The organism is Capnocytophaga sp. G2, assembly GCF_035282625.1.
Taxonomy (GTDB): domain Bacteria; phylum Bacteroidota; class Bacteroidia; order Flavobacteriales; family Flavobacteriaceae; genus Capnocytophaga.
In genome coordinates, this window is the sequence record NZ_JAYKBU010000005.1 from 1 (window position 1) to 26,969 (window position 26,969).

Sequence of the window (26,969 nt, forward strand, 5' to 3'; positions counted from 1 at the left end):
CAAATGGTTGGCTTGACGGATATAAAGGTTTGATAATGAGATATGAGTATCTTGATGTAACTTGGATTGGAATGCTCCTATTAGGGTTTATCTCCAAGTTCCTCAAAAAAGTTTAAACACGTTTATTGTATTGATGAGCATTATCAAAATCTATTTCATTTCTTTCTGCATAGAAATCTTCAGGAAGTGTGGGTTGCTTACCTAAGAAATAGTCATAAGAATCAGGATATTCTGTCAATGCTCCTATATATTTATACTTAATCCATTTTTGTTGGTTTTTTACGAAATCTTCCTCTAATCCATAGCCTTTTAGCTTTGTTTCAAGTTCACTGAAGAGAGATTTAAGGCTTTGCTTAAAGACTTGTGGTTCCTGCTTGAAAAGTGCCCCATCGGATCTAAATATTTTATTATTGACAAAGAGTTCTCTCTCTATTAGGTATTGTGTTTGCTTTGCTTGCGTACCGGATAAGGTTACTTTGGAGAGATCTTGATTAAGAGAGAGTTCTATATTAGTCTCATTATCTAAATAAAGAGGAACTAATAGAGTAGGATTCTCAAAGAGATAGTAAGAATGATTCTCTGTTATAGGACGTATGGTATCTCGGAAAGAGCCATCGGTGCCGACAGGAATCTCCTTAAGAACTTCGTTGTTAAGAATGAGCTGTATTTTCTGGTTTTCAGGAATGGATACCTTTCCTGAGATCACTGCATAATCCGCCTTTTCTTGTGTTGGTTTTTCACCACATGCGGTGAGCAAACTCATGATAGCTACACTTGTAATGATTTTTCTCATGGTTACATTTTAATATGTTATAGTTTTGTATTTTGATTCAAGTCTCTTAAACTTTGTAAAATTCTGTCTTATTAAAAAATAGTATATTATTAATGAGAGCACTAAAAACATCCACTTTTTTACCCAAAAAAGAAAACGAGTTCTTAAAAGGCTATTTTCCACACTCTGCTTAGTAAAAAACACACCAATACCCCATATAGTACAGGTAAAAAGGTAGCAATGAGCGTCCATTTTTTACTATTAGTCTCCTTATAAATCGTATAGATAGTAGTACTACAAGGGTTGTGTAATAAGCTGAATAGCATCAGATTAATAGCAGTTAATAGGCTCCAGCCCCCCGCATGTAGTAAGGTGTCTATTTCGGAGGTACTAGCCTCCACCAGTACACCTGCTTCGCCTGCGGTAGCTTGACCTAATAACATTGTGGTAAGCATTAGTATAGTGGGGATAACGATCTCATTGGCAGGAATGGCTACTATGTATGCCAAGAGAATCACTCCGTTAAGTCCTATGAATATACCTATAGGATCTAAGCCATGTATAAGCCATAAGGCTATGGGTTGACTGCCTATTTGTATATTACAAATGAGCCATATTATGGCTCCTGCAGGAGCTGCAAATACGATAGCACGCCACAGTACAATGAGGGTACGGTCAATAAGAGAGGTATAAAGAGTTTGAAAGAAACGTGGAGGACGATAAGGAGGGAGTTCTAATACAAAGAAAGAGGACTCTCCTTTGAGCAAAGTTCTGCTCAGTAACCACGATGTGAAAAATGAAAAGATAATTCCTAATATTGCAATTCCTATTACAGCGAGCATGGATACAGTACCAGACCATTGTTTGGGTACCAATGCTCCAATGAATAGGGTAGCAATGAGTATTTGGGTAGGCCATCTGCCATTACAGAGAGAAAAGTTATTAGTAATAATAGCAATAAGTTTCTCTCGTGGACTATTAATAATACGTGTTGCCACGACTCCTGCAGCATTACAGCCAAATCCCATACTCATCGTAAGGGCTTGCTTGCCATGTGCTCCTGCCCGGCGAAAGAGCTTATCTAAGTTGAAAGCTACACGTGGTAGGTAGCCAAAATCCTCCAAAAGGGTAAATAAAGGGAAGAAAATAGCCATAGGAGGTAACATCACTGAAATAACCCAAGTAGTAGCCAGATAGATGCCATCAATAAGGAAACCGCTAAGCCACCATGGAAAATGCAAAGTCTCAGCGCCACTCTTCAGCAGAGGATATAACCAACCTACAAAAAAATCGGAAAGTAGTTCTGATGGGTAGTTAGCACCTGTAATAGTAATCCATAATACTATAGCCAATAGAAGGAACATAATAGGAAATCCCCAAAACTTATGAGTTACTATCCTATCAATGGCACGATCTATGCGGAAAGAGCGAGCAGAGAGGTCTGTACTCACTGAAGCATTTGTCAGGGCAGAGGCTTGTGCATAAATAGCTTCTACTAAATCATTACGGTAGTTGTCGCCTAATAGTTGATGGTACTTCTGAGCGATGTGTAGTAGATGCTTTTGTTCTTCAGGATTGTTTTTTTCCGAAAAAGAACCTTCGGCTATTCCTTTTTTTATACTTTGGTCACCTTCAATAAGGCGCATAGCTAGCCAATGTGTATTAGGGAGTGTAGGGTTCAGTTTGTTAAGTATTTGCTCTAATTGTGCAATAGCTTCAATGTGCTGTTTAGGGAGTTCTATAAATGTTTTTTTCTTAGTTTGGAACTTACCACTTACTACCTCCTCAATGGCAAGAAGTAAATCATCAATACCTTCTCTGGTACGGGCGCTGGTAGCTACTACAGGAATACCCAGATCCCGTGAAAGAGTACGTGTATCTATGCTAATATGATGTCGGGAAGCCTCATCCATTAAGTTTAGGCAAAGCACTGCTTTATCTGTAATTTCTAATATTTGAAGGGTAAGACTTAGGTTTCGCTCTAAGCGACTTGCATCTACCACTATCACGGTTACATCAGGCTTACCAAAGAGAATAAAATCCCGTGCTACTTCCTCATCTTCAGAGGTAGAAAGTAGCGAATATGTGCCAGGGAGATCAATTATTTTGTAACGTAAGTCATGGAATAGAAAACTTCCCTCAGCACGGGTAACTGTTTTTCCAGGCCAATTGCCCGTGTGTTGGCGCAGACCGGTAAGAGCATTGAACACAGTACTCTTCCCAGTATTAGGATTACCAGCCAAAGCAATAGTATAATCAAAAGTCCCTGTCTCCTCTCCTAAGGGTTTTAGGGAAGTTGAAGGGTTTAGAGCACAAGTATCACAAGTATTTTTCATAGGGATAAGCTAATTAATATACAAAGGGCATCCTCTTTGCGGAGGGCAATTTGGGTATTATGAATATTATATGCTACAGGGTCAGCCAAAGGGCTTATATTCTCCACAAATATTTTGGAACCACGTACAAAGCCTAAGTCCAACAAGCGTTGTCGTACCTCTTGTCGACATTCAGGGGTAAATCCTTCAATAATAGCGACTTGTCCTGTTTTTAGAGAAGCTAAAGTAAGTAACATAAGTATATTATTTATATAATATAAAATATATTTTTAGACGAGCAAAATTACAATTTTATATTATAACAACAAAATAATTTACCAAAATCTAAAAAATGTAATAAGGTTGGGTTTTAATAGGATAAAAAGAATGATTATAATAGATAATTTGGTTTTAAGTAAGAAAGCCTTGATCATACGAATGCTTTGGTATTACTTTGCATATATTCACTTATAGCATTAAAGAGATAAAAGAACTCCATTTGTAAGGAGGTAGGAGGAAACTAAAAAAACGAAACTAAAAAAACGAAACTAAAAATTATTTTGTACCTTTGCCACTTAATAAATACATGAGAAATGTTACAGGATATTCTATTAGAAAACAGTAAAGAAGGAATAAAGCAACTTTATGGAGTGACTATAGATAATATAGAAATCCAGCAGACACGCAAGGAATTTGAAGGAGATTTTACCCTTGTTCTTTTTCCCTTACTTAAGTATATTAAAGCTAATCCTCAGGAAATAGGAGAGAAGTTAGGGGCTTATTTGAAAGAGAGGACTCCTATAGTTGGTTATAATGTAGTGAAGGGTTTTCTGAATCTTACTATCATGGATAGCTACTTTTTGAGCATTTTCAATAGTATATTATCCCAAAAGGACTATGGTAAGATCCCTGTAACAGCAGATGCTCCTGCAGTGATTGTGGAATATTCCTCTCCTAATACGAATAAACCTCTTCACTTAGGTCATATTCGTAATAACCTCTTAGGCTTCTCTATGGCAAAAATATTGGAAGCTACAGGGAAAAAAGTGTATAAAACTCAGATTATCAATGATCGAGGTATCCATATTTGTAAGTCCATGCTTGCTTGGCAACTCTTTGGTAATGGAGAGACACCACAAAGCACAGGCATCAAGGGAGATAAGTTCGTAGGAAAGTATTATGTACTCTTTGATAAAGCCTATAAGGAGCAAGTTGCAGAACTTGTTTCACAAGGGAAAAGTAAAGAGGAAGCAGAGAGACAAGCTCCTATATTTCAGCAAGCCCAACAGATGCTTCGCCGTTGGGAGAAGGGCGATGCTCAAATTCTTGCTCTTTGGAAGCAAATGAACCAATGGGTATATGATGGTTTTGAGGTTACTTATCATAATTTAGGAGTAAGTTTTGACCGAAATTACTACGAGAGCGAAACATATCTTTTAGGTAAAGATATTGTCCAGAAAGGTTTGGAATCAGGTGTATTTTATCGTAAAGAGGATGGTTCTGTATGGATAGACCTTACTGAGGAAGGGTTGGATGAGAAACTAGTACTCCGTTCCGATGGTACCTCTGTATACATCACCCAAGACCTTGGTACGGCTACTAAGCGCATAGAGGATGATTTTCCTAATATTACCGGGATGATTTACACGGTAGGAAACGAACAGGATTATCATTTTAAGGTACTCTTCCTTATTTTACAAAAGTTAGGTTATAGCTGGGCAAAGAACCTTTATCACTTGAGTTATGGCATGGTGGAACTCCCTAATGGGAAAATGAAAAGTCGTGAAGGAACGGTGGTAGATGCTGATGACCTTATGCAGGAAATGGTTTCTGTGGCTCAAGGGCTCTCTCAAGAGCTTGGCAAATTAGAGGGATACACCGAGCAGCAGAAACAAGAACTCTACCATATTATAGGCTTGGGAGCCTTAAAATATTATATCCTTAAAGTAGACCCTAAGAAGAAAATAGCTTTTAATCCGGAAGAGTCTATTGATTTTCAAGGGAACACAGGACCTTTTATCCAATATACATACGCTCGTATACGCTCTATTATGCGAAAAGGAATTTATGAGATATCACCAGTATATATCCCGCTACATTCTAAAGAGAAACAGTTGATTAAGTTACTTATGATTTTTCCAGAGGTAATACAGAATGCAGCGACCACCTATAACCCTGCTTTGATAGCTAACTATGTATATGATCTGGTTAAGGAGTTTAATTCTTTCTATCAGAATTTATCTATCCTTGGAGAAGAAGATTTCTTGAAACGAGCTTTAAGATACCATCTCTCCTCTAAGGTAGGAGAGGTAATAGCTACAGGGTTTGATCTATTAGGTATTCAAGTGCCTGAAAGAATGTAAAATAAGTAAGCATGAAAATTTTTCATTATTTCTCACTTTTGGTACTTACTCCTATAATATTGTTCCTTGCTTATACGAGGGCAGAACATCCAAGGGGAATAATAGAGTTTTTTTGATTATTTTATTACTTCCTCAATACTTCCTCAATGGCAGAATGATATTTCCAATAGCTATCATTCTTATCTGATATGCAAGGGAATCCCTTTTAAGAAGCATAAAAGGCTTAATGATAAATAATAAAAGAGGCTATCCAAAAATGGTAGCCTCTTTATTAGATTATAAATGAATCCCAAGGTTAGGATAGTGAACTATTTAATACTTGCTTTGAGGTATTCACGGTTCAATCTTGCGATATTCTCCAAGGAGATACCCTTAGGACACTCTACTTCACAAGCGCCAGTATTGGTACAGTTACCAAAACCTTCATGTTCCATTTGGTTAACCATGTTAAGTACACGTTCGGTAGCCTCTACCCGTCCTTGAGGGAGTAGGGCGAACTGAGATACTTTAGCAGCGACAAAGAGCATTGCTGAGGAATTCTTACAAGTGGCTACACAAGCTCCGCAACCTATACAAGCGGCTGCATCCATAGAGCGGTCAGCATCGCGCTTAGGAATAGGAATAGCATTAGCATCCTGTGTATTACCAGAGGTATTGACGGAGATGTACCCTCCAGCCTGTTGGATGCGTTCAAAAGCACTTCTATCCACCATAAGGTCTTTGATTACAGGGAAAGCTGTAGAACGCCATGGTTCAATAGTGATGGTATCACCATCCTTGAACATACGCATGTGTAGTTGGCAGGTAGTTATCCCTCGGTCAGGTCCGTGAGCTTCTCCATTGATAAAGAGAGAACACATACCACAGATACCTTCACGGCAGTCATGATCAAAAGCGATAGGTTCTTCTCCTTGCTCTATAAGTTGTTCATTCAGTATATCCAACATTTCCAAGAAAGACATGTGATCGGAAATGTTATTGACTTTATATTCTACCATGCGACCTTTCTCTTGAGAGTTTTTCTGTCGCCACACTTTGAGTGTTAGGTTCATTGTTGCCATATCTTCTTATTTATAACTACGTTGTTTGAGTTCTATATCTTTGAATACTAAAGGTTCTTTGTGTAATACCTCTTCGCTTGGGTTGTAGGTGTTAATTATCTCAGTAGGATCACCTGTGTATTGCCAAGCCGCTACGTATGCATAGTTTTTGTCATCACGGAGGGCTTCCCCTTCTGGAGTTTGATACTCTTCACGGAAGTGTCCACCACAAGATTCGTTGCGCTCTAAGGCATCTTTAGCAAAGAGTTCACCCAGTTCAAGGAAGTCGGCTACACGATTAGCTTTTTCCAGTTCTACATTCATACCAGTGAGTTCTCCAGGTACTTTTACATCGCGCCAGAACTCTTCACGAATTTCGCGTATTTCTTGGATGGCTTGTTTAAGACCTTCTGCATTACGAGCCATACCTACTTTGTCCCACATCACCTTACCGAGCTTCTTGTGGAAGTAATCTACGGAGTGGGTTCCTTTGTTATTGATAAAGTGAGCTAAGCGTTCTTTCACTACGCGTTCTGCTTCATCAAACTCAGGAGAGTTGGTAGGGATTTTTCCGGTACGGATATCCGCAGAAAGATAGTCACCTATGGTATAAGGTAATACGAAATAGCCATCTGCCAAGCCTTGCATTAAGGCAGAAGCGCCCAATCGGTTGGCACCATGGTCAGAGAAGTTAGCCTCTCCTATGGCATAAAGTCCAGGCACAGTGGTCATTAGGTTATAATCCACCCAGATACCTCCCATAGTGTAGTGAGTAGCTGGGTAAATCATCATAGGGGTTTTGTAAGGATTTTCCGCTACAATCTTTTCGTACATTTGGAAAAGATTACCATACTTAGCCTCAATGATTTTTTCTCCACGACTGGTAATTTCTTCTTTGCTAGGGTTTTCTATACCATGAATTTTACATTGTTCACGTCCGTAACGTTCGATAGCAGAGGAGAAGTCAAGGTATACAGCTTCCCCTGTTTCATTCACTCCATAACCAGCATCACAACGTTCTTTAGCGGCACGAGAAGCTACGTCACGAGGCACAAGGTTACCAAAAGCAGGATAGCGGCGTTCCAAGTAGTAATCACGGTCTTCTTCAGGTATTTCGGTAGGTTTTTTACGTTTTTCACGAATAGCAATGGCATCTTCCATTTTCTTAGGTACCCAAATACGTCCATCATTACGTAAGGATTCGGACATAAGGGTTAGCTTAGACTGATAGTCTCCTGAGCGTGGGATACAAGTAGGGTGAATTTGAGTAAAGCAAGGATTAGCGAAGAAAGCACCTTTCTTGTGTATTTTCCAAGCTGCTGTAGCATTACAACCCATAGCATTGGTGGAAAGAAAATATACGTTACCATACCCTCCAGTGGCGATTACCACAGCATGGGCGGAGTGACGTTCGATTTCTCCTGTTACGAGGTTACGAGCTATGATTCCACGAGCCTTACCATCTACAATTACCACGTCAAGCATTTCATGACGGTTATACATATCTATTTTACCACGAGCTATTTGTCGGTTCATAGCCGCATAACAACCTAAAAGCAGCTGTTGTCCTGTTTGTCCCTTAGCGTAGAAGGTACGAGAAACGAGTACCCCACCGAAAGATCGGTTGTCCAAGAGTCCACCATAATCACGTGCGAAAGGCACTCCTTGTGCCACGCATTGGTCAATAATATTCCCAGAGACTTCTGCTAAGCGGTATACATTGGCTTCACGGGCACGATAGTCACCTCCTTTTACAGTATCATAGAAAAGGCGGTAGGTAGAGTCACCATCTCCCATATAGTTTTTAGCAGCATTGATACCTCCCTGTGCAGCAATAGAGTGAGCACGACGGGGAGAGTCTTGGTAAGCAAAAGCTTTTACATTATAACCAAGTTCAGCCAAAGTAGCAGCAGCAGACCCTCCCGCAAGTCCTGTACCTACCACAATAATATCAATATTACGCTTGTTAGCAGGGTTTACAAGGTTGATATGATCTTTATATTTTGTCCATTTGTCCGCAAGAGGACCTTCTGGTATTTTAGAATCTAATGTACTCATAAGGTGTTATATTAAAGAGTTAATGTAATGGTAAAGGGCTACAAAAATAAAGCCTCCACAGATGATGTAGGAATACCAATTTCCTAAACAACTGATGAATTTTTTGCGTTTGTCATCCTTCCAACCCATGGATTGGAAAGCGGATTGGAATCCGTGAAGCAAGTGTAAGCAGAGGAAAACAAAAGCTAACACATAGAGGATAACACGCCAAAGAGAATGGAACTTTTCTACAAGCTCTCCATAGTAACGGGTTTCATCAGGAGCATATCCTTGAATGTACTTGTAGTTCATTTCGCCTACCCAAAAGTCATATAGGTGAAGGGCAAGGAAAAGAAGAATCATGATTCCTGTGATAATCATATTACGGGACATCCAAGAGGCATTGGCAGCTCCATTGTAACTGTAATAAGGATTATTACCACGTGCTTTTTTGTTCTGGAGTTCAAGGACAAACCCCATTACAAAGTGAAAAATCACCCCTAATAAAAGTACAGGCTGCAAAGCAAACTGGATAAGAGGATTGGTTCCCATAAAATGAGAAAGCATGTTGAAAGTATCTTCGCTCAACACTGACATGAAGTTCACTGCCAAGTGTATCACCAAGAAAAGAATAAGAAAAAATGCCGATAAAGCCATCGCCACTTTTCTTGCAACGGATGTTTTAAATATTCGCATATTCTTTAATATATAAGTTTCTAAAAATGAATGAATTAAATCATTTACGTAATAATGCCACAAAGGTACAATGTTTTATAATTCTTTACAACAAAAAATGGGAGAAACTACCTAATTTATAGTTGGTTTAAATTAGATAAAAAATGAGACTCTTCTTATTTAGTTTTTAATGGAATAGAAAGAGATTAAATATTTAATAAAAAATCACAAAAAGTTTATTTTTTTGTTTTAAAAAATGTATTTTTTCGATACCAAAGTAAATTAATATATCATGAAAAAAATAATATATTTATTAGTTGTGATCTTGTCTCTTGGGGCTTGTCACAAAGAAAACAAACAGAAAGATAGAGAAATACTGTGTTGTAATACACCTGAAACAGATGCTATTATTCTTATAGATAAAACTTTAGTACCAGAGGGTTCTTTGGAGAAATTCGTCTTATAGGAGGAAAATGAGGCTAAAAAAATAGTACCAAAGCAATTTATACGCTCTGGAGTTGAGAAAAATAAAATTTATTTCATTTTGCGAATTTTCTATTTCCATTTTTCGTTATTCATTGGAAAAGTTGTACTTTTGCCTTTTGGTCAGGAATACTTTATAAGATGAGTAAAGAACTACTTCTTACCTCCTTTTGGGAGGGAGAATCTTACAAGCTGTTGTCTCAACACATAAAAGGGAAAATACCCTGTTATATGGAGGGTATTGTAGGATCAGCTATCTCTTTTGTTCTTTCAGAGATTTTTAAACAAACAAAGCAAACTCTCTTTTTTGTAGGAGATGATAAGGAGCAAGCCGCTTACTTACTCAATGATTTGGAGCTACTTCTAGGGCAAGATCAGGTGCTTTTCTTTCCCAGTAGTTACCGTCGTCCTTATCAGACAGAGGAAACAGATAATGCTAATGTGCTTCTGCGCGCTGAGGTACTCTCTCATATACAAAAGGAAGCAAAGGTAGTAGTTTCCTACAGTGAAGCTCTTTTTGAGAAGGTGCTGACCCGGCAGCAATTGGAAAAGAATACCCTTACCCTTAAGGTGGGAGAGCAACTTTCATTGGATACTCTGAATGAAGTACTCTTTGAATATCAGTTCAACAGAGTAGATTTTGTAAGTGAACCTGGGGAATTCTCCGTACGAGGAGGGATTGTGGATGTCTTTTCCTTCTCCAATGATACTCCTTACCGCATTGAATTCTTTTCGGATGTAATAGAGAGCATCCGTAGCTTTGATGTGGAAACACAACTTTCCATTCAGCAGGTACCCTCTGTGGTGATTATTCCTAATATAGAAAACAAATTGGCAGGGGAGCAACGAACCTCTTTTCTGTCCCTTTTGTCTGAGAATACTCTGATTTTTACTCAAGATTTTGAACTTTTTGTTCCTAAGTGGGAAAAGATGTACCAGAAGGCACAGGAGACCTTTGCGACGCTTAATAATACCATTGCGCACTTGCCTCCTCAGGAACTCTTCTCTGAAGCAACGGAGTTGCTTAAGGAGTTTGAAAGGCGGTATGTCATTAAGATTAATCCTCATTTTCCCCAAGAGGAAAAGGGAGAGAAGGTTTTCTTTGCCATGCGCACACAACCCTCCTTTAATAAGCGCTTTGAACTGCTCATACAGCACTTTAAGGAAAAATATAATGAAGGATACAGCAACTATATTTGTTGTGTAAGTGTTCAACAGGCTCAGCGTTTTTTGGATATCTTTGAGGAACTACATGAACAGGTGCCCTGTGAACTTATTGAATTTCCTCTTGCTATGGGCTTTACGGATACATTAGATAAAATCAACTGTTATACTGACCACCAGATATTGGAACGTTATCATAAGTTCAATATCCGAAATGGCTATGCTAAGAAGCAAGCCATTACCCTTAAGGAACTCCATCAGCTGACTATAGGAGACTATGTAACACATATTGATCATGGGATAGGTAAGTTTGCTGGCTTGCAAAAAATAGAGGTGGATGGAAGGCAACAGGAAGCTATTAAGCTCATTTATGGGGATAGGGATGTCCTGTATGTGAGTATTCATTCCCTACACAAAATCAGTAAGTATAATGGTAAGGATGGAGCTCCTCCTAAGCTTTATAAGCTGGGTAGTTCTGCCTGGAAGACCCTTAAACAGAGGACTAAAGCACGGGTCAAGCAAATTGCCTTTAATCTTATTCAACTTTATGCTAAGCGTAAGGAATCCGTAGGATATGCTTTTGCTCCAGATTCTTTCCTACAGAAGGAACTGGAAGCCTCTTTTATCTATGAAGATACCCCTGATCAAAGTAAGGCAACCCTTGAAGTTAAGCAGGATATGGAGAGTGCCCGTCCTATGGATAGGTTAGTGTGTGGAGATGTTGGTTTTGGAAAAACGGAAGTAGCTATACGTGCTGCCTTCAAAGCTGTGGATAACAGTAAGCAAGTAGCCGTATTGGTACCTACTACCATCTTAGCGTTCCAGCATTACCAGACATTCTGCGACCGCCTTAAGGGGCTTCCTGTACGGGTGGAATATCTCAATCGTTTTCGTACTGCTAAGGAGAAGAACCAAGTATTAACTGATTTGGCTTTAGGAAAGATAGATATTCTTATAGGCACTCACCAAATTGTGAATGAGAAAGTGAAATATAAGGATTTAGGTTTGCTTATCATTGATGAAGAACAGAAATTTGGCGTAGCCGTCAAGGATAAGCTTAAAACCTTACGTGAGAATATAGATGTATTGACCCTTACAGCCACCCCTATCCCGCGTACCTTACAGTTCAGCCTGATGGCTGCTCGTGACCTCTCAGTAATTACCACTCCACCACCTAATCGCTACCCTATTGAAAGCCAAGTAATCACTTTCAGTGAGGAGGCAATCCGCGATGCTATTTCTTATGAATTGCAACGAGGGGGACAGGTATTCTTTATCCATAACCGAGTGGAGAATATTAAGGAGGTGGCAGGAATGATTCAGCGCCTTGTTCCTGATGCAAGGATAGGAATAGGACATGGACAAATGGAGGGAAAAGCCCTTGAGGAAGTCATGCTTGCTTTTATCAATGGAGATTATGATATTTTAGTAGCCACTACCATTATAGAAAGTGGTTTGGATGTTCCTAATGCTAATACTATATTTATTCATAATGCTCAGCATTTTGGACTCTCTGACCTTCACCAAATGCGAGGTAGAGTGGGGCGCAGTAACAAAAAGGCTTTTTGCTACTTTATCACCCCTAATCTTTCGGAATTACCGGAGGATTCCCGTAAGCGTATCCAAGCTATTGCTCAGTTCTCCGATTTAGGAAGTGGTATTCAGATTGCTATGAAGGATTTAGAGATACGAGGGGCAGGAGATCTGCTTGGTGGAGAACAGAGTGGCTTTATTAATGATATAGGTTTTGATGCTTACCAAAAAATCCTACAAGAAGCCGTAATGGAACTCAAGGAAAATGAATTTGCCTCCCTCTATACAGATACCTCTCAAACAGAAGTATTCCTTACCGATACTCAGTTGGATAGTGATTTTGAGTTACTTTATCCAGATAATTATATCAATAGTATTACCGAAAGGCTTAACTTGTATAATGAGTTAAGTAATCTCAAGAGTGAAGAGGAACTTACCAGATATGAGAACCGATTAATAGACCGTTTTGGTCCTTTGCCACAACAAGCAAAAGACCTACTTAATTCTGTTCGCATCAAGTGGGTAGCTACACGAATGGGCATAGAACGGCTTATAATGAAGCAAGGGAAAATGCTTGGCTACTTTATAGCAGACCAACAAAGCAAATTCTACCAGAGTGATATTTTTCAAAAAGTATTGAGTTTTGTACAGCTTAATTCAGATAAGTGCCACCTCAATGAAAAAGAAACACGTAACGGATTGCGCCTGATCATCACCTTTGATAAGATTACTTCCATAGATAAGGCTTTAAGAATTCTGAACAGCTTCTAGAGAAGGATATGAAAGTTGATACAATTAGTAAAAGTATTTACCCTTAATTTTTTCATATTATGATTTTTAATTTTGCTACAGAGAAGTATGGGCATATCATCGCTACGGTGATCACCTTGTTTATATTCTTTTTTCTCAAGCGTTTTACGGATTCCCTGGTGAAGCGTTTCGGGGTAAAGTCCGATTTCCCTAAAGCACGTATTCAATTGGTCAAGAAGTATATAGATTTTCTTTTATGGGGATTACTCTTTGTAGTGGTTGTTTCCATTTGGGGAGTAAAGCCTGACCAGATATTTCTCTTTATCTCTTCCATACTTACTGTAATTGGGGTAGCATTTTTTGCCCAATGGTCTATACTGAGTAATGTAACGGCAGGGATTATTGTATTTTTCTCCTTTCCTTTTAAGATAGGGGATAGGATCCGTATCATGGATAAAGATTTCCCTTTAGAAGCAGAGATAAAAGATATTAATTCTTTCTATACCTTGCTGAAAACCGCTACAGGGGAGAAAGTCTCCCTACCTAATAATTTGCTCCTACAGAAAGCAGTAGTTATTATAAAATAAATAACTTTAGATAATCATGAGATTGGACATACAAAGAACCACTAATCCGGCAATTATAAAGCTTGAGGCTCCTGTCATTCTTGTTAAAGGGAGTTACCAGTTTACCACAGAAGAACAAGCTGAGAATAGTCCATTAGCGAAGGAACTCTTAGCTATTCCTTTTATAAAGACAGTATTTATCTCGGCTAATTTTATTGCCTTAGAAGCCCTTCCTATTGTGGAATGGGATGATGTTGCCCAAGAGGTAGCACTTCAAGTAGAGGCTTATCTTAGAAGAGGAGCTCCTATACTCATAGATAATATACCTGAAGAGGCGGTTCCTCTGCGTAAAATCCCTGTTACTATCTATGTGGAGAGTACTCCTAATCCTATGGCAATGAAATTTGTAGCTAATAAGAAACTCGTTAGCCGTGTATATGAATACAAGTCTGCTCAAGAGGCTGCTGAATCTCCTTTGGCAGCAGCACTTTTTAAGTTTCCTTATGTGAAGGAAGTCTTTTTTGATAGTAATTATATCTCTGTTATTCGCCAACCCAAAATATTATGGGAAGAAGTGATGATGGAACTTAGAGAATTCATTCGCCAATACCTTATGGCAGGAAAACCTGTGGTGAGGGTGATAGTAGAAGAAGGGGACAGACCTAAGGGGTTACCTACTTTAAATGATATTTATTCCAGAAAGATTATTGCCATCTTAGATCAATATATAAAACCTGCAGTCTCCAGTGATGGAGGAAATATACAGTTTGTTAGTTATGATAAAGAATCTCAGGTAGTAAAAGTACTCATGCAAGGGGCTTGTAATGGTTGTCCTTCGTCCAAACTCACCTTAAAGCAGGGGATAGAGGCTATCCTAAGAGAAAAGATGAAGAATGAAAGAATTGTAGTAGAAGCCATAAATTAAGGTGAAGGATGAACAAGAGAGAGGCTACCCTTTTCGGACAGCCTCTCTGAGTATAAAACAAAGTTATAAATTAGAAACGGAATCCTAAGCGAACCCCAGCATTAGGCTCTACTGCCCAGAATTTTTCGTTGACAGGTCCGCTGAAGTTACGACCGATATTTGCATAAGGAGCTACCACAAACTTACTATTGAATACCCATGCATAACCAGCACCTACTCCAATGATAAAAGCACCCATTTTGGTTTCTACATCGTCCTTATCGGTATATTTTCCTACACGAACTTTTATAAAAGGATTTAGGTAAATACCTACTGCATCAGTGGAATCAAAGTAATAGTTATATCCTACTTTAAAACTGGTAGCATTGAACTTACCTCCATCTTTTGGAAAATAAGAAAAGCGGTCAATAAAAAAGATTTCTCCATCTACGGATTGGTTATCATCCAAGTAATATTCATAGCCAAGTTCTATAGAAGGAACTGCTATTACATTAAGAATGTTAAGCTTAGCTTCATTCTTATACGTTTGTGCAAAAGCACTTAAGGAAACAAGTGCCAGTGCCATACTAAAAAGTATTCTTTTCATATAAATTCACTTTTAAATTAGGGTGCAAAAGTACTATTTTTTTTTAAATAAACTATCTTTTACAAGTGGAAAATCTGATTTGTGAAGATTCCGAAAAAGAGTCTTTCTTAAAACTATATTTTCCTTTCGGCATATACAGCATAGTATCTTGGTACGAAGTATCTTAATAGGGGGCGGAACCCTAATTTTCCAGTAGGGTGTGTCCATTTTTCACGATACTTGATTTCCCAGCCTGTTTTCTCTAAGAGCGTATCCAGTTGCCAACTTTCAAATTCATGATAATGGCAATCACGAGGATCTTTGTCATTACGGTAAGCAGAGGCGAACCATAGTCGTAAGGGGACGGTTACCAAGAGTTTTTGGGCAGGGAGATGCTGTAACACTCCAAAGGGATTCACCAGATGCTCCAATATTTCCAGAGCAGTTACAAAATCACTTTTGTATTGTGTTAGTTTTTCAGGATAAAGATCCAAATCCTCACCAGAGGTATTGGTTACCGTATAACCTTCTCTTTCCATCACTTCAGAGAACGGATTACGCACTCCTAAGTCCAATATATGGGTATCCTTAGGGGCAAATTGCTTTAAGATAGTCAATGTTCTCCGATAGCGTTTTTCAGGATAAATCTGGTACATTTCATTCATGATTACATTACTCTTAAAAAGGCATAAGAATAGGAAAAGCGCCCACTTTCAGGAACAGAGAGCAGCAAAGTATCCCCTTGTTTGAGATTCCCTGAATTCATCAGTTCTTCAAGCATGAGGTAAGGGGAGGCACTTCCTACATTACCTACTTTTGTTAGGTTCATAAACCAGCGTTCTAAAGGAATATTGATTCCTACTTTTTTAAGTTGCTCATATAAACGTTCTCTAAAGTAGTTAGAAGAAATATGAGGGAGGAAATAAGTAACCTCATCGGCAGAGAGCGCATGTTTGCATAAGGCAGTGTGCATACTTTCTGCCCCTTTGAGTAAGATATTCTCATTGAGGAGCTTTACATCTTGCTTGATGGCAAAGATAGATTGTTCTAACCATTGTTCAGGGGTATAATCACTCCATGCTTTAAGGAAACCATCTGCCTGTTTTTCTCCTCCTGCATACATGCAGGCTTCTAACTGATGGGCATAGGAGAAAGCCTCCATCCATTCTATGCGGAGGGAAGTGCCTATAGGATGAGGTACATTTTCCAAAAGGAAAGCTCCTGCTCCATCGGAGAGCATGAAGCGTAAGAAGTCCTTCTGAAAAGCTATAATAGGATGTTCTTCCAAGAGAGTGAGAGATTGTATTTCTGTTTCATACTTATCCGAACGTAACCATGCAGAGACCCTTTCGGAACCTGTGCATACGGCATTTATACTATTGCCTGCTTTTACAGAAAGATAACCAAACTTCAAGGCATTCATACCTGAATTGCATACCCCAGCAGAAGAGTTTAATTCCACAGATTGTCCCTTTAACAGTCCATGCACCATAGCTGCATGTGAAGGCAGTAAACAGTCAGGGGTGGAGGTGCCACAGGAGAGCACTTCTATATTCTTAAGAGAAAAATGATTATCAAAGAGATTTTCTATGGCAAGGCAAGTAAGCGATGCATTGGTATGGGTAGGATTCCCCTGTGGGTCAAGGGCATAATAGCGAGTTTGTATACCATTGTTCCTCAGTACAATCCGCTTTGCTTTGGAGGTGGAGTCCTGGATCTTTCCTAAGAAAAGTTCCATTTGCTCATTGTTAACAGGAGCATTAGGCAAATACTTACTTGCTTTGGTGATATATACTTGATTCATTAAAATTCAATAGTTTATGGAAGTGTAATTTGTTTTGGACGTGCAAAGGTACAAATTTTTTAGCTATTCACTTATCAATCGTCTAAGGGTATCTATTTGCTTGAAGGCTTGTTGGTATCCATAATCAAAGGCATTATCAATGAGCTTAACATCCAACACTCCTATATTATTGAGCTGAAGGAGGAAGATATAATCACATTTTTTGAATTTTCGGCTGTAGGATCCATCTAAGGTAATGTTATAGATTCGTTGTAGGAATTTGATAGGGCTATTGAGTTCTTTTTCGCTGACTTGCCCCAGAGGATTAACAAAGCTTCCTATGAGGATTTCACATTTTCCTTTTAGAGGTTCAATAGGGAAATTATTAAGCAATCCTCCATCACAGTAGAGGTCTTTATCTATCTTTACAGGAGAGAAGTAAGGGGGTAATGCTGAAGAAGCAATAAGGGGTTCTATAAGCTTTCCCTGACTGAAATAGGTAGCCTTTCCACTAATGAGATTGGTTGCAGTGACGATAAGGGGGATGGAAAGTTCTTCAAAAGTTTGACAAGTGATAAACTTTTTGAAAAGGGCAGGGTACTTATCACTATCTACTAAGCCCATTTTTCCAAAGGAGAACATAGAGAATTTGAAAAGAGGAGTACTCTTAAAAAAGTCTTTCATTTCTTCAGGAGAAACTCCTGAAGCATACAATCCTCCTATAAGGGCACCTCCGCTAGTACCTGAAATAATAGAGGGTCTGAGCTCATGCTCTTCTAAAGCCTTGAGGATTCCTGCATGGGCTAAGGCACGAACCCCTCCTCCTGAGAGAACAAGTCCAAAGGTTTTCATATTTAAATTTGTTTTATAAAATCAGTATTCATTTTTGCCGATAGGGTAGCGGCTTGCTTGACGAAAGTATCGTATGAAATGGTATTCCCTTCCCCTGCATTGTCCGATACAGCACGTAGGATGAGAAAAGGAGTATTAAGCAAATAGCAAGTTTGGGCAATAGCCGCTGCCTCCATTTCCACTGCGAGAGCCTCAGGGAAGTGTGATTCTATCCATTGGCGTGTTTGAGGCTTACTTACAAAAGAGTCCCCACTAACAATAGGGGCACAGTGAAGCTGGGAGGAGTGTTTTTTAATCGTTTCTTGTGCTTTGGTGAACCATTCTTTAGCAGGGAGATACCCCTTAGGCATCTGTGCTTGCTGTCCTAAAGCATAGCCAAAGGCAGTTATATCTACATCATAATAGAGTACTTCAGTGGCAAGTACTATGTCAAATACCTTACTGTGCTGCAAGCCTCCGGCAGTACCTGTATTGATGATAAGGTCAGGAGAAAAATGGTCTATCAAAAGGGAGGTTCCTACCGCAGCACTTACCTTGCCAATACCGCAGAGGAGTACTACTATCTGATGAGCTCCTATAGTTCCTTCATAGAAGTTATACTGATGTAAGGTGGTAGGAGCAGGATTGCCTATTTGTGCTCTAAGGAGCTGAATTTCAATTTCCATTGCTCCAATAATTCCTATTCTCATGGCTTTTATTCTTTGTTTTTTTACTTTTCATTTTTCATTCCTACAGTTCCTCCACTGACAGCGAACTCCATAGCCTGTTTGGCAGAGAAACCCTCAGCAGGCTTTATATTTTCTTTCTGAATCACTATCACCCAGCCTGATATGGCATACGAATGAGGCAGATACACACTCACCATCTGAGAAAGTGAAGCAAAGGACATATCTTCCTGAGTGAGAAATCCTATGCGCCATATCTCTGGATTCTCCTGTACTCTCACCCATACAGGGGTGGAGAATTTTTGTTTGTCTCCTACAAAAGAACCTATTACCTCACGGATAGTTTTGTAGATGAATTTTACGCCAGGGGTGTGCTCCAGAATATAGTTCAGCCCCTCTACTAAGAGTTTCCCAGCAAGAAAACGACTCCCCAGATAGCCAATGATAGTAGTCCCTACTACGATAATAGCAAAGACCAGACCAGGGAAGCGCTCTGAAATATGAGGGATAAGATTATCCACACTATAAAAAATAGACCAGATAATCCAAATAGTTGTGCTAAGAGGACCTATGATAAGTACCCCCTGTAGGAAATATTTTAGAAAAGTACGTATATAAGGGTTCATATTCTCTTGTCTTTTTCCGTGTTAGTAGACTCCTCGTCCTCATCTTCTCCAAGGACATCTATATTAGGTTCTTTAAGTGTTTGTTTGTTGGCAATACTTTTTTCCAAAGCTATTAATAAGGAAGGGAGTAGGATAAGGTTACTTGCCATGGCAAAGAGTAAAGTAGTTGAGATGAGTCCACCCAGTGCCTTAGTGCCTCCAAAACTGGAGAGTGTGAAGATAGAAAAGCCAAAGAATAACACTATGGAAGTGTAGAACATACTAATCCCTGTTTCCTGTAAAGCAGCATATACTGAGCGTTTTACTTTCCAATTATGGTAAATCAGTTCTTGACGGTATTTGGCAAGGAAATGAATAGTATCATCAATAGAAATACCGAAGGCAATACCAAATACTAAAATAGTAGAAGGTTTCAGAGGAATCCCTGCATACCCCATGACTCCTGCCGTAATAAGTAGAGGTAATAAGTTAGGAATCAATGAGATAATTACCATTTTAAACGAACGAAACATATACCCCATCATTAAGGCAATAATCCCAATGGTAAGGAGTAAGGACTGGATAAGGTTCCCTACTAAGTAATCTGTTCCTTTGGTGAACATATAAGCCTTTCCTGTAAGGCGAATAGTGTATTGATCTTTAGGGAAGAGTTTGTCAGTTTGTTTAGCAATAGCTTCCTCTATATGATGCATTTTCTCGGTGCCAATATCCTTCATAAAAACAGTAATACGGGCTATCTGTCCTGTGCTATCTACAATACTATGAAGCATATCGGACTTGCCTCCTGAATTCTTAATATAGGAAAGTAAGAAAGTGCGCTCTTGAGCGGTAGGGAGATCAAAATACGAAGCCTTTCCATTATAAAAAGCTTGTCGAGCATATTTTACTAATCTGACTACCGAAATGGGTTGAGATATTTCAGGTATATCTTCTAAGAATTCTTCTAACTTAGCCATACTCTGTAGGGTATTAGGGCGCATAACACCATTTTTTCGTCCTGTATCTACCGTAATTTCCAGAGGCATGATCCCTCCGAACTGCTTTTCAAAGAAAAGAATATCGTCATAGAATGTTTCACTCTTGGGCATGTCCTCAATAATGCTTCCTGAGATATGTATACGATATATTCCAATAATACTTACTACAAGAAGAGCAACAGCTACGGAGAAAGTAGCAAAACGATGTTTCTTAACGATCTGCTCTATAGTTTGCAAGAGCCCTCCTATCCATTGTTTGGACAAATGTTTCAGGTGCCTCTCTTTTGGAATAGGCATAAAGCTATAGATGATAGGGATAAGGCATAATGAGATTACGTATAAGCACATAATACTGATGGAAGAGACAATACCAAATTCCTTAAGTATTTTACTTTCTGTAATGATAAAAGTAGCAAAGCCCGCCGCTGTAGTTAGGTTGGTTAGCAAGGTAACATTCCCTACTTTGGTAATTACTCGCTGAAGAGCCATTGCCTTATAGCCATGCTTTTGTATTTCTTGCTGGTAACGGTTAATAAGAAAAACACAATTTGGTACCCCAATAACTATGACCAGAGGAGGAATAACAGCAGTGAGTATGGTAATCTCATAATGGAAAAGTCCTAAAAAACCGAATGCCCACATTACCCCAACCAGTACACAGCAGAGGGAGATAAACATAGCACGAAAAGAACGAAAGAAGAAGAGTAGCACTAAACAGGTTGCCAGTAGGGCTCCTCCTATGAAAAGTCCTATCTCCCCTGTAATAACCTCAGTGCTTAGGGTACGTATATAGGGCATCCCTGAAACATACAAAGGAGTTTGTAGCTCAGTTTGATATTTTTCTATTAAGGGTCTGAGGTCTTTAAGAATAAAATCCTTACGAATAGCAGTATTAACAATATCCTTGCGTAAAGAGACCGCCATACGTAAGGTAGTTCTCTTTTGGTTAAATAGAAGTCCTTCATACACAGGGGTCTGTGTAAGGAGCTTGTGAGTGAGCGTATCTAATTCCTTTTGATTGTTTATCTGTTTAGGGAAGAAATCATGAGTTACAAAAGCCTCTTTCACAGTATCCTTGACCAACTCTTTAATAGTATTGAGGGAGAGTACACCTTCCACTTGAGGATATTTCTGTAAATCAGAGGCAAGGGCATTCCACTTATTGAACTTTTCAAGTGTTTCAATAGCCTTACTATCTACTCCAATAACCACTAAGTTTCCTTCTTCTCCAAAAATCTTTAGGAATTGTTCATATTCCTTACTAATAGGGTTGTCTTCGGGAAGCATGTTTGCTTCGGAATAGGTCATACGGATGTTCTTCCATTGTAATGCTAAAAAAATGGTAATTCCTGCAAAAAAAGCAAGAAATACATAGCGATTACGCAATACTAAGCGTGCTACGAACATCCAGAAATTATTTAGTACTTTCCTCACTTTCAGTTGTTTAATAAGATAATGGTAAAAAATAGAGTTTCATTCCTCACTTTTTGTCTTTCATTTAACATTGGTGCAAAGGTAAGCAAAATAGTAAGAACTTTGTAAATAAAAAAAAAATTGTAACTTTGCACTTAATTCAGGAATATTTAGAAATAATAAAAATATGTGTGGAATTGTAGGATATATAGGAAATAAGAATGCATATCCCATTATCATTAATGGTCTTAAGCGTTTAGAATATAGGGGGTATGATAGTGCTGGTTTTATTGTGAATGCGGGGAAGTTTGTCTGTACTAAAACCAAAGGAAAAGTTTCTGACTTGGAAGAAAAAGCCTCCAAAGAAGGAAGTGAGGCAACTCATACCTGTTACGGTATGGGACATACTCGTTGGGCAACTCATGGGGTACCTAGTAACGTTAACTCACACCCTCATCTGTCTAATTCTGGAAAATTAGCTATAGTACACAATGGTATCATTGAAAACTATCTAAGTATCAAGAAACGATTACAGAAGGAAGGATTCACATTCCATTCGGAAACTGATACAGAAGTATTGGTGAACTTTATAGAGTACCTTAAGAATAAGGAGCAGGTAGATCTTGAAACAGCGGTGCGCTATGCCCTTACTGAGGTAGTGGGAGCTTATGCCATTGCTGTAATGGAGGAGGATAATCCCACTAAGATGGTGGTAGCCCGCTTGGGTAGCCCGTTGGTGATAGGTATAGGAGAAAATGAGTTCTATATAGCCTCCGATGCTTCTCCTTTCATTGAATATACCAAGAATGCCTTATATCTGGAAGACGGAGAGATGGCTGTTATTGAACTTAATAAGGATATAGAGGTTCGTAAAATATTGGATAACAAGGAAGTAAATCCTTTTGTACAAGAACTTAAACTTAATTTGGATGCTATAGAGAAGGGTGGTTATGAGCATTTTATGCTTAAAGAGATTTTTGAGCAACCTCAATCCATTCATGATACTATGCGAGGTCGTCTACTAGAGGATGGTACTACTAAAATATCAGGTATTAATAATAATCTTAGACAATTTCTTAATGCAGATCGCATTATTATAGTAGCCTGTGGTACTTCTTGGAATGCAGGATTGATAGGAGAATACCTTTTTGAAGAACTAGCACGTATTCCTGTGGAGGTAGAATATGCCTCTGAGTTTCGCTACCGTAATCCTGTGATCAATCCTTCAGATATAGTGATTGCGATATCCCAATCAGGAGAGACGGCAGATACCTTAGCAGCACTGAAGTTAGCCAAAGAAAAAAGGGCTTTTATCTATGGAATTTGTAATGTAGTGGGTTCTTCCATCGTGCGCCTTACGGATTCAGGAACTTATACTCATGCGGGTCCTGAGATAGGTGTAGCCTCCACTAAGGCTTTCACTACACAGCTTACAGTGCTGACCCTCTTAGCATTGCATTTAGGACACAAAAAGGGAACTATAAATCCACATACCTATAAGAAACTCTGTATGCAACTCTCTCAGATCCCTGACCTGGTAGCACAAACTCTTGAAATGGTTAAGGAAAAGGTAATAGAAATTGCTAAGAAATATAAGGATGTCTCTAATTGCCTTTACTTAGGAAGAGGATTGAATTTTCCAGTGGCTTTGGAAGGAGCTCTAAAGCTTAAGGAAATTTCCTATATCCATGCAGAGGGCTATCCAGCTGCTGAAATGAAGCATGGACCTATTGCTCTGATAGATGAGAATATGCCCGTTATATTCTTAGCCCCTTCTAAGGGACATTATGAAAAGGTAGTTTCCAATGCACAAGAAATCAAGGCGCGTAAAGGAAAAATCATAGCGATAGTAACTCAAGGAGATACTCAAATGAGTCATATAGCTGACCATATCTTAGAGATTCCGGAAGTGGATGAATTATTCTCACCTATCCTTAGTGTTATTCCTTTGCAACTTCTCGCTTATCATATAGCTACTATGCGTGGTTGTAATGTAGATCAGCCTCGTAATTTAGCGAAATCTGTGACAGTAGAATAAGTGCTTTTTGGCAAAAGAAACTTTATTAGAAATTACTTTTTGATAAAGTCTTGTCTTCCAAAAGGTTATATAGAGAATAAAAAACATCAATTTATTTTGGTAATTAAAAAAAAGGTTGTACCTTTGCACCCATAAATCGCGGGATAGAGCAGTAGGTAGCTCGTCGGGCTCATAACCCGAAGGTCGTTGGTTCGAGTCCAACTCCCGCTACGAAATAACAATCCCAATAAAAATACGCCTTCAAGCGTATTTTTTTTATGCCCTATTCTTAAATCTGGTAATGTATTGGAGGATTGTCAATATTATGAGAATGTTGAATTTTAAAGGATTATTATATTTATATGATATTTTGAACAACCTTTTTAGGACGTGACCTTTTAAATTTGTAGTAGTTTGCAATAAAAATAGTACCTTTGTGCTTTCAAAATAGAATTATTAACAAATGAAAAGAATATTATACTTATGTATGGCAATCGCTTTTATAGCTTGCCATAAAAATAATGACGGAGTTTCTCAATCAGATCCTAATAAACCTATTCCTGATAAGCCAATTCCAGACAAACCTACCCCTGATAAGCCTACCAATGCCTATTTGTATGGTATTACTATAGATGATAGTTGGGAGGAATCGGGGGTTACTGTTCAGCAGATTGTAGAGGCTATCAAGGCAATGCCTGTGAAGCCTACGGTGCGCATTGTGATGTCTAAGGGTACCGCAATAGCAGATTATAAACCGCTTTTTTCAGCTATTCACCAAGTGGCTTATGTGATGGCAACTCCTGCCGATTCAGAAGATATGAAGGGATATACCAGTGTGAAGAGTTATCTGAAGAGGTTTCAGGATTCATATAAGGAACTCTCGACATATACCGATTTTTGGGAAGTGGGCAATGAAATTAACGGAGAAGGTTGGCTGGGGGACGACCCTCAGTTTGTTGCCGCTAAAGCCTATGCTGCTTATAAGTTTATTCGTAGTAAAAATGCAAAAACAGTGCTTGTGAGCTACTATTTTAAGCCAGGTGACCAAAAGGTAACGATGGAGGATTGGCTAAAAAGATATATTCCCGAAGATATGAAAAAACAGTTGGATTATGTACTGGTAAGCTATTACGAAGATGATAACGGCAATTACCAGCCTAATTGGCAAAAGGTATTTAATAATCTGGAAACTATCTTCCCGAATGTGAAATTAGGGATAGGGGAATGTGGCAATAATGATTATAAAAAATACCCTATACAGAGCAAAGTACAAAGAGCAAAGTACTATTATGCAATGCCCAAATATGTAAAGAACTACGTGGGTGGTTATTTTTGGTGGTATTGGGTACAGGACTGTGTACCTCATCAAGACAGTGAAGTTTTTAAGGCTATCAACAGCAGTATTAAGCAAACGCTTAAATAATATTGCTTTTTGTGAAGATTTGCGTACCTTTGCACCAAAATAGAATAAAAAATGAAAAAGTTTATCCTCTCAGGAGGAGGTACAGGAGGGCATATTTATCCTGCCATAGCTATTGCTAATGAACTTAAGAGGAGATATCCTAATGCAGAGTTTCTTTTTGTGGGAGCACAAGGAAAAATGGAGATGCAAAAGGTGCCTCAGGAAGGGTATCGCATAGTGGGACTCCCTATTCGGGGACTCCAGCGTAAGATAAGTCTGGATACCTTGTTCTTCCCTTTTAGGCTACTGTATAGTTTGTGGAAAGCCTGTAAGATCATTAAGGACTTCCAGCCCGATGTAGTCATAGGGACAGGAGGATATGCTTCAGCACCTACTCTTAAGGCGGCACAGTGGCTTGGAGTACCTTATTTTATTCAAGAACAGAATTCCTATGCCGGAATAACCAATAAGTGGGTTTACAAGGGAGCCAAGGGTATCTTTGTTGCTTATGAACAGATGGAGCGATTTTTTCCCCATACACCAATTTTCCTTACAGGGAACCCCATACGGGAGGACTTAATACAACTCAAGAATAAGGATACGGATGCATTTGCTCATTTTTCTCTTGATCCAACTGTCTTTACGCTTTTAGTCTTAGGAGGAAGCTTAGGAGCTCGAAAAATAAATGAATTAGTAGATACTTATCTGACGGATTTTAAAGAAAGAAAGATACAGGTGCTATGGCAGTGTGGAAAGCTCTACTATGAAGAATATAAGGGAAGGGAGTCTCAAGAGGTGCGTATTGTGCCTTTTATTGAAGATATGAAAGCTGCTTTTAGCATTGCTGATATTATTATTTCTCGTGCAGGGGCTAGTACTGTAAGTGAATTGGCGGTCGTAGGGAAACCTGTTATATTTATTCCTTCTCCTAATGTAGCTGAAGATCACCAGAGGAAAAATGCACAAGCTATAGTGGATAAGAATGCTGCACTCTTACTTAAAGAAACAGCTATACAAACACAATTTCTCTCTCTTCTTGATGAGTTACACCAGCATGCACAGAAAAGGGAAGAACTCTCTGAAAACTTCAAAAAACTTGCTCATCCGCAGGCTACTCAGGAAATCATTGATCAAATTATAAAGATAAAGGACAAGATATAGTATTTTAGCCTATACCTCATTAGGGTATATCCCTTTTTCAGTAAGCGTTTCTATTTCCTTTTTTACCAAAGGTAGGTCATCCCGATAAGTCATGCCAAACCAAACCTCATCGGTAGGGAGTATTCTTATCACATATCCTTGATGCTTAGCTTCACTTACTAAGGTAGGAATATAGAACTCTGCAGTAGGGTTTTCTTTGTTTTCCTTAATAAAGGTTTCAAAAAGAGGAATTCCTATCTGGAAGATATCTGGGGTAAATCCCCAGAAGTTCATAGAGACAAAAGTAGAGAGGGGAAATAGATTTCCCGTAGCCTCATCAATGGCTTCATGGGGGTTACTCTTGCGAAGTTTGGTATGCTCTTGTATTTCTATAAGGTTATTCTTATCATCTGTTGAGCAAATACCTCGTGAAACAGTTCCATTTTCACTCAAAGAATTCCCCAACTTATATCCAGCAGAGTAGAAGACACCTTCCTCTTTTTTACGCAAAGCCTCAGCCATCATGGAAAAGGCTCCTTTTCCATAAAAATCATCAGCATTGATAATAAGGAAAGGATTTTTCACACTATCCTTTAGGCACAAAAGAGCATGTCCTGTTCCCCAAGGCTTCTTACGCTCTAAGTATTTGGGAGTAAGCCTATCCTGAAATACAAAAGAGATTTTTGCTTTTGGGAATCTGTCCTTGAAATGCGCCCTCATCATCGCTTCTATCTCACTACGAATAATGAGAACAACTTCATCAAAGCCTGCTCTAAGAGCATCATAGATGGAGTAATCCAATAGAATGGCACGCTGGTGGATGGGTTCTATTTGCTTATCTGCCCCAAAGCGGGATCCAAGTCCAGCGGCAAGAATGGCTAAGGTTATCTTCATAGGTTATAAATA

22 protein-coding genes and 1 tRNA gene are annotated in these 26,969 nt (G+C 38.8%); 9 read left to right on the plus strand and 14 right to left on the minus strand.

The annotated features are described in order from the left end of the window. Nucleotides 1-112 precede the first annotated feature (112 nt). From VJJ03_RS03995 to VJJ03_RS04005, 3 genes are all read right to left on the minus strand, one after another. Entirely contained in the window at nucleotides 113-793 is a 681-nt protein-coding gene (locus VJJ03_RS03995; RefSeq protein WP_009744964.1) for a hypothetical protein, read from the minus strand. A 143-nt stretch (nucleotides 794-936) separates the two neighbouring features. Next, nucleotides 937-3,108 carry a ferrous iron transport protein B gene (gene feoB / locus VJJ03_RS04000; protein ID WP_009744965.1) on the minus strand — a complete coding sequence of 724 codons (2,172 nt, stop codon included), beginning with the start codon at nucleotides 3,106-3,108 and terminating at the stop codon, nucleotides 937-939. Further along, complete coding sequence (locus VJJ03_RS04005; protein ID WP_009642050.1) at nucleotides 3,105-3,344, minus strand: FeoA family protein; 240 nt, start codon at nucleotides 3,342-3,344, stop codon at nucleotides 3,105-3,107. The genes feoB and VJJ03_RS04005 overlap by 4 nt, the downstream gene beginning before the upstream one ends. Nucleotides 3,345-3,680: 336 nt before the next feature. Between VJJ03_RS04005 and argS the strand changes: the two genes are divergently transcribed. After that, nucleotides 3,681-5,450 (plus strand): arginine--tRNA ligase, encoded by a 1,770-nt coding sequence (argS, locus tag VJJ03_RS04010; RefSeq protein WP_323973984.1) that lies wholly within the window; start codon nucleotides 3,681-3,683, stop codon nucleotides 5,448-5,450. Between the two features lie 308 nt (nucleotides 5,451-5,758). Here argS and VJJ03_RS04015 read toward each other — a convergent pair whose 3' ends face one another. The 3 genes from VJJ03_RS04015 to VJJ03_RS04025 are packed head-to-tail and all read right to left on the minus strand — an operon-like array spanning nucleotide 5,759 to nucleotide 9,223. Beyond that, on the minus strand, nucleotides 5,759-6,511 hold the full coding sequence (locus VJJ03_RS04015; protein ID WP_009744968.1) for a succinate dehydrogenase/fumarate reductase iron-sulfur subunit: 753 nt from the start codon (nucleotides 6,509-6,511) through the stop codon (nucleotides 5,759-5,761). 6 nt (nucleotides 6,512-6,517) lie between these two features. Next, the gene (locus VJJ03_RS04020) at nucleotides 6,518-8,548 is read right to left on the minus strand and encodes a fumarate reductase/succinate dehydrogenase flavoprotein subunit (RefSeq protein WP_009744969.1); all 2,031 of its coding nucleotides are present in this window, start codon (nucleotides 8,546-8,548) and stop codon (nucleotides 6,518-6,520) included. Between the two features lie 6 nt (nucleotides 8,549-8,554). After that, the gene (locus VJJ03_RS04025; protein WP_009744970.1) at nucleotides 8,555-9,223 is read right to left on the minus strand and encodes a succinate dehydrogenase cytochrome b subunit; all 669 of its coding nucleotides are present in this window, start codon (nucleotides 9,221-9,223) and stop codon (nucleotides 8,555-8,557) included. A gap of 271 nt (nucleotides 9,224-9,494) precedes the next feature. Here VJJ03_RS04025 and VJJ03_RS04030 point away from each other — a divergent pair, with 271 nt between their 5' ends. The 4 genes from VJJ03_RS04030 to VJJ03_RS04045 all read left to right on the plus strand — a co-directional run bounded on the left by VJJ03_RS04030 (nucleotide 9,495) and on the right by VJJ03_RS04045 (nucleotide 14,623). Next, nucleotides 9,495-9,668: a hypothetical protein gene (locus VJJ03_RS04030; protein ID WP_323973986.1), complete on the plus strand. Its 174-nt coding sequence runs from the start codon at nucleotides 9,495-9,497 to the stop codon at nucleotides 9,666-9,668. 158 nt (nucleotides 9,669-9,826) lie between these two features. Then, nucleotides 9,827-13,153, plus strand: a complete 3,327-nt coding sequence (gene mfd, locus VJJ03_RS04035) for a transcription-repair coupling factor (protein WP_323973988.1) — start codon at nucleotides 9,827-9,829, stop codon at nucleotides 13,151-13,153. Between the two features lie 59 nt (nucleotides 13,154-13,212). Beyond that, on the plus strand, nucleotides 13,213-13,719 hold the full coding sequence (locus VJJ03_RS04040; protein WP_323973990.1) for a mechanosensitive ion channel family protein: 507 nt from the start codon (nucleotides 13,213-13,215) through the stop codon (nucleotides 13,717-13,719). Between the two features lie 16 nt (nucleotides 13,720-13,735). Continuing rightward, nucleotides 13,736-14,623 (plus strand): NifU family protein, encoded by an 888-nt coding sequence (locus VJJ03_RS04045; RefSeq protein ID WP_323973992.1) that lies wholly within the window; start codon nucleotides 13,736-13,738, stop codon nucleotides 14,621-14,623. Between the two features lie 70 nt (nucleotides 14,624-14,693). Here the strand turns inward: VJJ03_RS04045 and VJJ03_RS04050 are convergent, their stop codons facing one another. The 7 genes from VJJ03_RS04050 to VJJ03_RS04080 all read right to left on the minus strand — a co-directional run bounded on the left by VJJ03_RS04050 (nucleotide 14,694) and on the right by VJJ03_RS04080 (nucleotide 21,498). Beyond that, the gene (locus VJJ03_RS04050; RefSeq protein ID WP_009744975.1) at nucleotides 14,694-15,209 is read right to left on the minus strand and encodes a DUF3575 domain-containing protein; all 516 of its coding nucleotides are present in this window, start codon (nucleotides 15,207-15,209) and stop codon (nucleotides 14,694-14,696) included. 113 nt (nucleotides 15,210-15,322) lie between these two features. Continuing rightward, the gene (locus VJJ03_RS04055) at nucleotides 15,323-15,844 is read right to left on the minus strand and encodes a methyltransferase (protein ID WP_323974117.1); all 522 of its coding nucleotides are present in this window, start codon (nucleotides 15,842-15,844) and stop codon (nucleotides 15,323-15,325) included. A gap of 11 nt (nucleotides 15,845-15,855) precedes the next feature. Continuing rightward, nucleotides 15,856-16,992, minus strand: coding sequence for a beta-ketoacyl-ACP synthase III (locus VJJ03_RS04060; protein ID WP_323973994.1), 1,137 nt, complete (start codon nucleotides 16,990-16,992; stop codon nucleotides 15,856-15,858). Nucleotides 16,993-17,055: 63 nt separating this feature from the next. Continuing rightward, nucleotides 17,056-17,823, minus strand: a complete 768-nt coding sequence (locus VJJ03_RS04065) for a patatin-like phospholipase family protein (RefSeq protein ID WP_009744978.1) — start codon at nucleotides 17,821-17,823, stop codon at nucleotides 17,056-17,058. A 2-nt stretch (nucleotides 17,824-17,825) separates the two neighbouring features. Further along, nucleotides 17,826-18,512 carry a 5'-methylthioadenosine/adenosylhomocysteine nucleosidase gene (locus tag VJJ03_RS04070; protein ID WP_040358194.1) on the minus strand — a complete coding sequence of 229 codons (687 nt, stop codon included), beginning with the start codon at nucleotides 18,510-18,512 and terminating at the stop codon, nucleotides 17,826-17,828. A 20-nt stretch (nucleotides 18,513-18,532) separates the two neighbouring features. Continuing rightward, nucleotides 18,533-19,114, minus strand: coding sequence for a DUF502 domain-containing protein (locus VJJ03_RS04075; RefSeq protein WP_009744980.1), 582 nt, complete (start codon nucleotides 19,112-19,114; stop codon nucleotides 18,533-18,535). Then, nucleotides 19,111-21,498: an efflux RND transporter permease subunit gene (locus VJJ03_RS04080; RefSeq protein WP_323974119.1), complete on the minus strand. Its 2,388-nt coding sequence runs from the start codon at nucleotides 21,496-21,498 to the stop codon at nucleotides 19,111-19,113. Before VJJ03_RS04080 ends, VJJ03_RS04075 begins: the two co-directional genes overlap by 4 nt. Before the next feature lie 193 nt (nucleotides 21,499-21,691). On the opposite strand from VJJ03_RS04080, the gene glmS reads away from it, so the two are divergent. The 4 genes from glmS to murG all read left to right on the plus strand — a co-directional run bounded on the left by glmS (nucleotide 21,692) and on the right by murG (nucleotide 26,084). Then, nucleotides 21,692-23,542 (plus strand): glutamine--fructose-6-phosphate transaminase (isomerizing), encoded by a 1,851-nt coding sequence (glmS, locus tag VJJ03_RS04085; RefSeq protein WP_323973996.1) that lies wholly within the window; start codon nucleotides 21,692-21,694, stop codon nucleotides 23,540-23,542. A gap of 137 nt (nucleotides 23,543-23,679) precedes the next feature. After that, nucleotides 23,680-23,752 (plus strand) — tRNA-Met (locus VJJ03_RS04090). Nucleotides 23,753-24,008: 256 nt separating this feature from the next. Continuing rightward, complete coding sequence (locus VJJ03_RS04095; protein ID WP_009744983.1) at nucleotides 24,009-24,944, plus strand: membrane protein; 936 nt, start codon at nucleotides 24,009-24,011, stop codon at nucleotides 24,942-24,944. A 51-nt stretch (nucleotides 24,945-24,995) separates the two neighbouring features. Continuing rightward, nucleotides 24,996-26,084: an undecaprenyldiphospho-muramoylpentapeptide beta-N-acetylglucosaminyltransferase gene (murG, locus tag VJJ03_RS04100; protein WP_323973998.1), complete on the plus strand. Its 1,089-nt coding sequence runs from the start codon at nucleotides 24,996-24,998 to the stop codon at nucleotides 26,082-26,084. 9 nt (nucleotides 26,085-26,093) lie between these two features. Here murG and VJJ03_RS04105 read toward each other — a convergent pair whose 3' ends face one another. Beyond that, entirely contained in the window at nucleotides 26,094-26,957 is an 864-nt protein-coding gene (locus VJJ03_RS04105; RefSeq protein WP_009744985.1) for a sugar phosphate nucleotidyltransferase, read from the minus strand. Nucleotides 26,958-26,969: the final 12 nt, after the last annotated feature.